This is a genomic window from Streptococcus sp. 10F2 (assembly GCF_054331515.2).
Window position 1 is genome coordinate 1 of sequence record NZ_JBTGGE020000054.1, and the last position, 9,031, is coordinate 9,031.

General features: G+C 40.0%; 8 protein-coding genes and 2 tRNA genes. 8 read left to right on the top strand and 2 right to left on the bottom strand.

Going from position 1 to position 9,031, the window contains the following annotated elements; genetic code table 11:
• Nucleotides 1–247 precede the first annotated feature (247 nt).
• Nucleotides 248–1,138, top strand: coding sequence for an SPFH domain-containing protein (locus ACXM1Q_RS07945; protein WP_458517604.1), 891 nt, complete (start codon nucleotides 248–250; stop codon nucleotides 1,136–1,138).
• Nucleotides 1,139–1,195: 57 nt separating this feature from the next.
• Here the strand turns inward: ACXM1Q_RS07945 and ACXM1Q_RS07950 are convergent, their stop codons facing one another.
• Entirely contained in the window at nucleotides 1,196–1,777 is a 582-nt protein-coding gene (locus tag ACXM1Q_RS07950; RefSeq protein WP_458517605.1) for a xanthine phosphoribosyltransferase, read from the bottom strand.
• A 192-nt stretch (nucleotides 1,778–1,969) separates the two neighbouring features.
• Here ACXM1Q_RS07950 and ACXM1Q_RS07955 point away from each other — a divergent pair, with 192 nt between their 5' ends.
• A complete protein-coding gene (locus tag ACXM1Q_RS07955) occupies nucleotides 1,970–3,277 on the top strand; it encodes a nucleobase:cation symporter-2 family protein (RefSeq protein ID WP_458517606.1) in 1,308 nt (435 codons plus the stop codon).
• Between the two features lie 20 nt (nucleotides 3,278–3,297).
• Here ACXM1Q_RS07955 and ACXM1Q_RS07960 read toward each other — a convergent pair whose 3' ends face one another.
• Nucleotides 3,298–4,764, bottom strand: a complete 1,467-nt coding sequence (locus ACXM1Q_RS07960; RefSeq protein WP_458517607.1) for an alpha-amylase — start codon at nucleotides 4,762–4,764, stop codon at nucleotides 3,298–3,300.
• Between the two features lie 118 nt (nucleotides 4,765–4,882).
• On the opposite strand from ACXM1Q_RS07960, the gene ACXM1Q_RS07965 reads away from it, so the two are divergent.
• From ACXM1Q_RS07965 to ACXM1Q_RS07990, 6 genes are all read left to right on the top strand, one after another.
• Complete coding sequence (locus ACXM1Q_RS07965) at nucleotides 4,883–5,113, top strand: DUF2969 domain-containing protein (protein ID WP_458517608.1); 231 nt, start codon at nucleotides 4,883–4,885, stop codon at nucleotides 5,111–5,113.
• Between the two features lie 49 nt (nucleotides 5,114–5,162).
• Nucleotides 5,163–5,243, top strand: a tRNA-Tyr gene (locus ACXM1Q_RS07970).
• A 10-nt stretch (nucleotides 5,244–5,253) separates the two neighbouring features.
• A tRNA-Gln gene (locus ACXM1Q_RS07975) sits at nucleotides 5,254–5,325 on the top strand.
• A gap of 152 nt (nucleotides 5,326–5,477) precedes the next feature.
• Nucleotides 5,478–6,677, top strand: a complete 1,200-nt coding sequence (gene rpsA, locus ACXM1Q_RS07980; protein WP_135036324.1) for a 30S ribosomal protein S1 — start codon at nucleotides 5,478–5,480, stop codon at nucleotides 6,675–6,677.
• Between the two features lie 539 nt (nucleotides 6,678–7,216).
• Nucleotides 7,217–7,990 (top strand): response regulator transcription factor, encoded by a 774-nt coding sequence (locus tag ACXM1Q_RS07985; RefSeq protein ID WP_458517609.1) that lies wholly within the window; start codon nucleotides 7,217–7,219, stop codon nucleotides 7,988–7,990.
• 579 nt (nucleotides 7,991–8,569) lie between these two features.
• Nucleotides 8,570–9,031: reverse transcriptase domain-containing protein (locus ACXM1Q_RS07990; protein ID WP_458517610.1), on the top strand; the 462-nt coding region annotated here is incomplete at its 3' end.

Sequence of the window (9,031 nt, forward strand, 5' to 3'; positions counted from 1 at the left end):
TGTTTCCATTATATCATACAACTGCATACAACACAAACAAAATCTAACGAGAGCTTTAAAAAAATCCAGTTCTATCAAGTAATTGAACTGGATCGGCTACAACATAAACTGATAAACTCGGGAGATTTGTCAAAAGGTTGTAGAAGCTTGCAACCTTTTTTGTATAGTTAGAAAAGCTTTGTTGAGTCCCTCTTTTTTTCTTAGTCTTTTAGTGGAACGTGGTATAATAATCAAAAGGAGGTGCACCATGTTGCTTGGATTTATTGTGTTAGGATTTATCTTGCTGATTCTAGTGCTGGTACTTTTAAGTTCCATTTATGTAGTGCGGCAGCAGTCAGTTGCGATTATTGAGCGTTTTGGTCGTTATCAGAAGACGGCGACGAGTGGGATTCATGTTCGTTTGCCTTTGGGGATTGATCGATTAGTTGCTCGGATTGAGCTGCGCTTACTTCAAAGTGAGATTGTCGTGGAAACTAAAACGAAGGACAATGTTTTTGTAACCCTAAATATTGCGACTCAATACCGCGTAAACGAGTCGAATGTGACGGATGCCTATTATAAACTGATTAAACCAGTTAGCCAGATTAAATCCTATATTGAAGATGCACTTCGATCTTCAGTTCCTAAGCTAACCTTGGATGAATTGTTTGAGAAAAAAGATGAAATCGCCTTGGAAGTTCAAAATCAAGTAGCAGAAGAAATGTCTACCTATGGTTACGTGATTGTGAAAACCTTGATTACCAAGGTTGAGCCAGATGCTGAAGTGAAACAGTCTATGAATGAAATCAATGCTGCTCAACGCAAACGGGTTGCCGCTCAGGAATTAGCTGAAGCTGATAAGATTAAAATTGTTACCGCTGCGGAGGCAGAAGCTGAAAAAGACCGCCTTCATGGAGTCGGGATTGCCCAACAACGGAAAGCTATTGTGGATGGCTTAGCCGAATCTATCCGAGAATTGAAAGATGCCCAAGTTAGTTTAACAGAAGAGCAAATCATGTCGATTCTATTGACGAACCAATACTTGGATACGTTAAATAGTTTTGCAGAATCAGGAAATTCAACTGTCTTTCTACCAGGGCAGCCAGAAGGAGTTGAGGATATTCGAACTCAAATTCTATCTGCTTTAAAAGCACGATAATAAAAAAGGTTAGATTGTAGACAAATCCTACAATCTAACCTTTTTGTTTTCTTTGGATTAGAGATCAGCCTTTGTGAAAACAACTTGGCAGTTTTCAAATTTCTCAATGCGAGCTAGAGAACTGACAGGAATTCCCATTTTTTGGATGAGTTCACGTCCGTCTTGGAAAGATTTTTCGATGACAATGCCAATTCCTTCCACTTTGGCTCCGGCTTGTTGGATGATTTCAATCAAGCCTTTTGCAGCTTGACCATTCGCCAAGAAGTCATCAACAATCAAGACATGATCTTCTTGACTAAGGAATTTACTGGCAATGGAGACAGTTGAAGTCACCTGTTTCGTAAAGGAATACACTTCAGCTGTTAAGATTCCTTCTGTCATGGTAATATTTTTATGTTTCTTAGCGAAAATCATTGGTACATCTAGACTCTCTGCTACATATGCAGCAGGTGCAATTCCAGAAGCTTCGATGGTTACAACTTTGGTAATTCCTTTATCACGATAAGCATCAGCTAGAACCTTTCCCAACTCCTTCATCAATTTGTAGTCAACTTGGTGGGTAAGAAAGGAATCTACTTTGAGAATATTCTCGCCAAGTACATTCCCATCTCTAAGAATTCGTTCTTCTAATAATTTCATGATTTCCTCCAATTATTGATGGAATCTATTATAGCACGTTTTTTCTAAAAAAAGAAGTGAAACAAGTAAAAGAACCCCGTATTTATAGCTAAAAAACGAACGTTTCAGAGATAAAATTCAATAAATGTATTGATTTTAGGTGTTTGTTTTGATAAACTGAGACTATTCTTTTTTAAAACAGAAGGAGGAGCTATGTCTCAGAACATCAAAAAAGAACCATCGGAAAACATGTTATATGGTGTGGAGGATACACCGCCGAAAGGATTGGCGGTTTTGCTAGCTTTGCAACATATTTTAGCTGCTTTTGCAGGTATCATTGCTGTTCCCCTGGTTGTAGCTTCTGCCCTAGGACTTCCGGTTGAACAAACATCGGCGCTTGTTTCGGCAGCTATATTTGTAGCTGGTTTAGCTACGATTATACAGTCTAAAGGACTTGGTCCAATCGGAGCGCGTGTTTCAGGAATGATGGGAACAGACTTTACTTTTGTCAATCCAGCCATTAGTGTCGGTAGTCAGTTTGGCTTAGCCGGTGTCGTTGGTGCGACCATTGCCGGTTCTTTTGTTGAGATTATTCTTAGCCGCTTTATCAAACCGCTTATGCGTTTCTTCCCGCCTTTAATTACGGGAACTGTTGTAACTTTAATTGGGATTACGCTTTTACCAGTTAGCATGGATTGGGCTGCGGGCGGTGTAGGAGCTAGTGATTATGCTTCTGTTGAAAATGTCAGCATTGCTTTTGTTGTTATGCTGTTCACACTGTTTTTGAACCATTATGGAAAAGGAATGATGAAAACTGCTTCTGTCTTTTTCGGAATGGTTTTCGGCTATGTCCTCTGCATTTTCCTTGGCAAAGTCGATCTGTCTACCGTTAATGAAGCAGCTTGGTTTGCTTTTCCGAATGTTTTTGGATTTGGAGTTCGCTTTGAATTATCGGCTATTCTAGCCTTTATCCCAGCTTATGTCGTATCATTGATTGGTACTGTGGGGATTATGATGGCAATTGGGGAAGCTTCTGGCCAAAAAATGACCTCTGAGCGTGCAGCTAATGGTGTCTTAGCTGACGGGGTTGGTTCTCTCTTAGCGGGTGTTTTGGGGGCAGGACCGAACACGGCCTTTTCACAAAATGTAGGCTTGATTACCTTGACGAAAGTTGCTAGTCGACAAGTCATGGTGTTGGCAGGAATTTTATTGGTAATCCTTGGTGTTTTTCCAAAGGTGTCTGCTCTTATTTCCATTATGCCTCAACCTGTTCTGGGGGGGGGTGGAGTTATCATGTTTGGTTTGGTGGCAGCACAAGGTGTCAAAACTCTTGCGACAGTTAAAATGGGAGATCGGGAGCTGTTGATTATTTCACTTGCCTTTGCCTTGGGAATTGGTGTAACCGTTCGTCCAGACTTACTGAGCCATTTGCCATTAGCTCTTCAAATGATTTTCTCATCAGGAATTTCTACAGGAACTATTGTAGCCTTAATACTGAATCAGCTATTAAAAGAAAAATGAGGTCGGACGATTGTCCAACCTCATTTTTCTGATTGTTGAAGGGTCCAAGCAGAAATGCTACGCCCTAGAACAGGGAAGGTAGCCCAGCCATCTTTTTGAACAGTGACGGTATCTGGGTGGTGTTCGAGTTGATCAGCAAAGACATGGCCTTGCCATTGAGTACCGACGTACATGGAGATACTAGAGTCATCTTTGTTACTGATGATAACAGCTAGAGGACTGCGGTCCAGTTCATCCGGAATCCGAGTCCAACCAATCGTATTGGCATCTTCAAAGTAGTCTGTCTCTTCTCCAAATGCTAAGTATTTACGAAGGAGTAGGAGTTTGTCCAAAACTTTTTGGAAACTTGGTTGGGCATGATATCCTTGAACACCATAGTAATCGCCATAAAAGACACAGGGTTTTCCATGTTTACGGAGTAGGATCATTCCATAAGCCAGTGGCTTAAACCAATCTGCTACTACAGATTCTAAAGCCTGTCCTTTTTGAGTATCGTGATTTTCAACAAAGGTAACGGCAGACTCGGGATGATTTTTAACCAAGGAACCATCAAAAATAGTGGTTAAGTCGAAATCTTCCTCTTTTTCACCAGCCTTGTGGAAATTATAGTGAAGTTTAACGTCAACCAAATCAAATTGATGATCCGTATCTTTTAGGTAATTGGTGTTGGTTTCTTCATCAGGATTCCAAAACTCTCCGAAAACATAGAAATCATTTGAAACATTTTCTTTGATATCTCGAATAAAGTTTTTCATGAAAAAGGAATCGATATGCTTAATGGCATCTAGTCGAAATCCGGAAATGCCAGTAGTTGGGATAAACCAATTAGCCCAGTCATAGAGGTTTTGGATGACTTCTGGATGCTTGAAGTCTAAATCAGCATACATGAGATAGTCGTAGTTCCCATTCTCATTGTCAACGAGGCTATCGTCTGACCAACCCTTGTTGTCTCCAACAATTTGGTAAATTCCATTCTTATTTCGTTTGGCATCGAAGTCTGTACCTGTAAAATGGTACCAATGCCATTGGAAATCGTTATAACGACCATGACGACCTGGGAAATAGAAGTGGGTCCATCCTTTAATTCGGAAGGGATCTGTTAATTCTTTTGTACGATCTTCAGGATCGACTTCAATGACTTCAAAAGATTCGAGTCCATCAGCAGCAGCTTTGTGATTCAAAACAAGATCGGCCATAGCTGAGATGCCATGGTCTTTTAAAATACGAATAGCTTGGATATATTCATCCTTGGTTCCGTATTTAGTTCGAACGGTACCTTTCTGGTCAAATTCTCCTAAGTCAAAAAGGTCATAGATTCCGTAACCGACATCGTTTGAGTTTGTAGCTTTAAAAGCTGGTGGCATCCAGACTTGTGTGATTCCAAGTTCAGCCAGATGAGGGGCATCGCCTGCTAGGCGGTTCCAGTGTTGCCCATCATTTGGTAGATACCACTCAAAGTATTGCATTAAGGTTTGATTTGTTTTCATAGCCCTATAGTAAAAGGAAGAGTCTTTTTTGTCAAATTTTTACCTATTTATTTGAAAAGTTTGATTTGATTTTTTAAAAAGATTTGTGTAAAATCAATAAGAGATTGTGAGGAGTAATATGAGTCGCAAAGAGAAAAAAATTGAAGTTCAGTTAAAAGATTACAAGGTACAGGTTGGTACCGATATATTTGATGGCTACCAATTATTGATTGGGAAGCAAATCGTTGGTGAGATTGCGGAATTAGATCAGCAGTTTGCGGTGCTTTCGAATGGAAATGTACAAGAGTTTCATAAAAATCTTGAGCAAGCGATTGAAAAAATTATCGAAAACTACAATTTATCTAAATAAAAGGCTTGCATTCTAAAGATAGTGTGATATAATAATTCTTGTTGATATCGGAGAGATAGCGAAGAGGCTAAACGCGGCGGACTGTAAATCCGCTCCTTCGGGTTCGGGGGTTCGAATCCCTCTCTCTCCATTCTCATTATTGGGGTATCGCCAAGCGGTAAGGCAAGGGACTTTGACTCCCTCATGCGTTGGTTCGAATCCAGCTACCCCAGTTCTTAGGTTACTTATCGGATAGAGGAAGCTAAAATATCCTTTGGGTATTTTATTTCTTTATATCCAGGCGACTGTTGAAGCGATGCGGTACTTAGGAAGAAATTTTATAAGTATATCAGGTCTAGGACTTGATTGTTGGAGGATTTTTTAGATGAACGAATTTGAAGATTTGCTAAACAGCGTTAGCCAAGTTGAGCCAGGTGATGTTGTTACTGCTGAAGTATTGACTGTTGATGCTGGACAAGCTAACGTAGCAATCTCTGGTACTGGTGTAGAAGGTGTCTTGACTCTTCGTGAATTGACTAACGATCGTGACGCTGACATTCACGAATTGGTTAAACCAGGTGAAACACTTGAGTTGCTTGTGCTTCGTCAAGTTGTAGGTAAAGACACTGATACTGTTACCTACCTTGTATCTAAAAAACGTCTTGAAGCACGCAAAGCTTGGGATAAATTGGTTGGACGTGAAGAAGAAGTCGTTACTGTTAAAGGAACTCGTGCTGTTAAAGGTGGTTTGGCAGTAGAATTTGAAGGACTTCGTGGTTTCATCCCAGCATCTATGCTTGATACTCGCTTTGTTCGCAACACTGAGCGTTTCGTAGGTCAAGAATTTGATGCAAAAATCAAAGAAGTGGATCCAAAAGAAAACCGCTTCATCCTTTCACGTCGTGAAGTTGTAGAAGCTGAAACAGCTGCAGCTCGTGCAGAAGTATTTGGTAAACTTTCTGTAGGTGATGTAGTAACTGGTAAAGTTGCTCGTATCACAAACTTTGGTGCTTTCATCGACCTTGGTGGTGTAGACGGATTGGTTCACTTGACTGAATTGTCACATGAGCGCAATGTATCACCTAAATCTGTTGTAACAGTTGGTGAAGAAATTGACGTTAAAGTTTTAGACTTGAATGAAGAAGAAGGTCGCGTATCACTCTCTCTTAAAGCTACTGTTCCTGGACCATGGGATGGTGTAGAACAAAAATTGGCTAAGGGTGACGTTATCGAAGGAACTGTTAAACGTTTGACTGACTTCGGTGCCTTTGTAGAAGTACTTCCTGGTATCGATGGCTTGGTTCACATCTCACAAATTTCACACAAACGTGTTGAAAATCCAAAAGATGCGCTTCAAGTAGGTCAAGTGGTCAATGTTAAAGTTCTTGATGTAAACGCTGCTGATGAGCGTGTATCTCTTTCTATCAAAGCACTTGAAGAGCGTCCTGCTCAAGCTGAAGGTCAAGAAGAGAAACGTGCTGCACGTCCACGTCGTCCACGTCGTCAAGAAAAACGTGACTTCGAATTGCCAGAAACACAAACTGGTTTCTCAATGGCAGATCTTTTCGGAGATATCGAACTATAATTATCGTTGAAAAATGGGGCAATCCCCAATGTTCTTAAGTTCGAATAACTTATAAAGATATAAAAAACACAATTGAATGATTGGGATCAAAACCAAGAATCAGTTGTGTTTTTTTGTGTGCAAGGTTATCGATTGAATGAATCCAGTAGTGAGTTTTTTCTGTCTGTGGACCTTCCTTACTTGAGATTGGATAGCTTTTGAGCAGATTAAGGAATATTTTCTGCGAAGTAGTTTTCATCTTTATGTGAAAGTATATGAAGTTGAAGTTATATAAGGGATTGAAAAATTCTGACTCTGTTTTTGAAAGATATAATTATAGGAATGATGCGAGTTTTATTTCCCTGCTTCCTCGGCTACTTCATTTTGGCATAAAAAATGGCCAAGATTCATTTACCATTCGGAACGTTTTCATTACATTTCAGGACATGGAGGTTTGAAATGTGACTTTTTCTTGTATTCTTAAAGGGTTGATTTTGGACTCATTTGTTCCGAATTTCTTCGAATAGAAAGATGAAAGGGTAAATGATTGGATGAGAACTATGAATATTTTTGTTTATGAGGAGCAGTATCGAGATCATTTTTGGTGGGAAGATTTACTACTTCATACGTTGATGTCTTGTGGTATAGAGGTGAAGTCTTTGGAGATTCAGTCAGATACTTTAGGATTACTTGATTCTTGGACTACAAGGGGAAGTCACCAAGTTTTCATTTTAGTTCTCTATGGAGATAGCAATCGACAAGAGTTTTTTGAGTTAGCTCGTAGAATTCGTCAGTTAGATCCTTTATCTCAGATTATTGTGGTTGCTGACTCCTTATTTTATATGGAAGATGTTTTAAAAACACAAGTGGGGGTCTTGGATTATATTTTGAAGGATTTACAACCCTGTCTCTTTCGGCAGCGGTTGGCTAGCTTGTTGATGCAGGTTCATTCAAATTTCATATTGGACACACCTAAAGAGCAGATTATTATTCAGAACTCACAAGTTCAAGTTCAAATTCCGATTAAGAAAGTCTTTTATGTTGAACGGAGTGTTCGAGCCCACTATATTTCAATCGTGAGCAGTGAGGAAGAATTGTCAGTAATTGCAAATCTCCAAGATGTTAAGGCCAAAACTCCCTTTCTTTTTTCATGTCATCGTTCTTTTTTGGTCAATCCTTTTAACATTCGCCATGTTGATCGACAATTAAGAATGGCATTTTTTCCAAGAGGTTATTGTTGTCCCATTTCAAGAAATCGAATGATGGAGTTGTTAGATTTGATTCAGTTTCAGAGTTACCCTGTGTCAAATTCTGAAGAAAATGAATTGGAATAAGTTTATTGAGTAATGAAGGTATTGGAAAAGGACTTAGCTAGTATAACTAAGTCCTTTTTTCTCTAGTACGACGGGCATGTCGTACATCTGAGGTGTAAGTCCTCTGTGGGCACCTGCTACCGGTGAACCCAATAGCGACTCCCAAGCCTGACTATCGTGAGGTAGCGGGGAGAGGAAGGGATAGCGAAATCGTGGCTCTACGAACAGAAACGTGATATCAGGGCGTATATGGGGGATAAGGGGGCTTAAAACTCTAAAGTCCAAGAAGGTAGTCGTAACCTATATGCGTAAATCACGAGAGTAAACGAGGAAAGATGTACGGCTTATCCCGTGAGGTCTTGTCGAGGCAATAGCCTAGTAACAACGAACGACAAGAAGTCAGCCGAACCCATAGTAGTGAAGAAACTTCTGTAATGGAAGTGGAGCGAAGGGGTGAACAGTTAACCGAAGTATACCTACTTCACTTGTATCTGTAACACTAAGAGTCTGATAGAACTGGAATTAGTCACGTACTGACTAGAGGAAGGTTCACCAATTTAAGATGTCCTACAGATAGCGAAACAAGAAAGGAATACGCACATGTCTAAATTACTAGACCAGATATTGTCAAGAGACAATCTTCTTGAAGCCTACAAACAGGTCAAAGCCAACAAGGGTTCTGCAGGTATTGATGGTGTCACAGTTGATACGATTGATGATTACCTGAGAGAGCACTGGCGAGAAACCAAAAAGCAGATATTGGAAAGAAAGTATAAACCTCAGCCAGTATTGCGGGTGGAAATCCCGAAGCCCAATGGAGGTGTTCGTCAACTAGGCATTCCAAGCATGATGGACAGGATAATTCAACAGGCCATTGTACAGGTTTTAAATCCAATCTTTGAAACTCAATTTTCGGAATATAGTCATGGCTTCCGTCCCAATCGCTCTTGTGAGACAGCCATAGTCAAGTTACTGGAATATCTGAATGATGGTTATGAATGGATTGTAGATATTGACTTAGAGAAATTCTTCGATACAGTTCCACAAGATAGACTCATGTCA

What these genes read in the sequence shown, in the direction of transcription:
- ACXM1Q_RS07945 (WP_458517604.1), top strand. Translation starts at nt 248, where the DNA reads ATGTTGCTTGGATTTATTGTGTTAGGATTTATCTTGCTGATTCTAGTG.
- ACXM1Q_RS07950 (WP_458517605.1), bottom strand. Translation starts at nt 1,777, where the DNA reads ATGAAATTATTAGAAGAACGAATTCTTAGAGATGGGAATGTACTTGGC.
- ACXM1Q_RS07955 (WP_458517606.1), top strand. Translation starts at nt 1,970, where the DNA reads ATGTCTCAGAACATCAAAAAAGAACCATCGGAAAACATGTTATATGGT.
- ACXM1Q_RS07960 (WP_458517607.1), bottom strand. Translation starts at nt 4,764, where the DNA reads ATGAAAACAAATCAAACCTTAATGCAATACTTTGAGTGGTATCTACCA.
- ACXM1Q_RS07965 (WP_458517608.1), top strand. Translation starts at nt 4,883, where the DNA reads ATGAGTCGCAAAGAGAAAAAAATTGAAGTTCAGTTAAAAGATTACAAG.
- rpsA (WP_135036324.1), top strand. Translation starts at nt 5,478, where the DNA reads ATGAACGAATTTGAAGATTTGCTAAACAGCGTTAGCCAAGTTGAGCCA.
- ACXM1Q_RS07985 (WP_458517609.1), top strand. Translation starts at nt 7,217, where the DNA reads ATGAATATTTTTGTTTATGAGGAGCAGTATCGAGATCATTTTTGGTGG.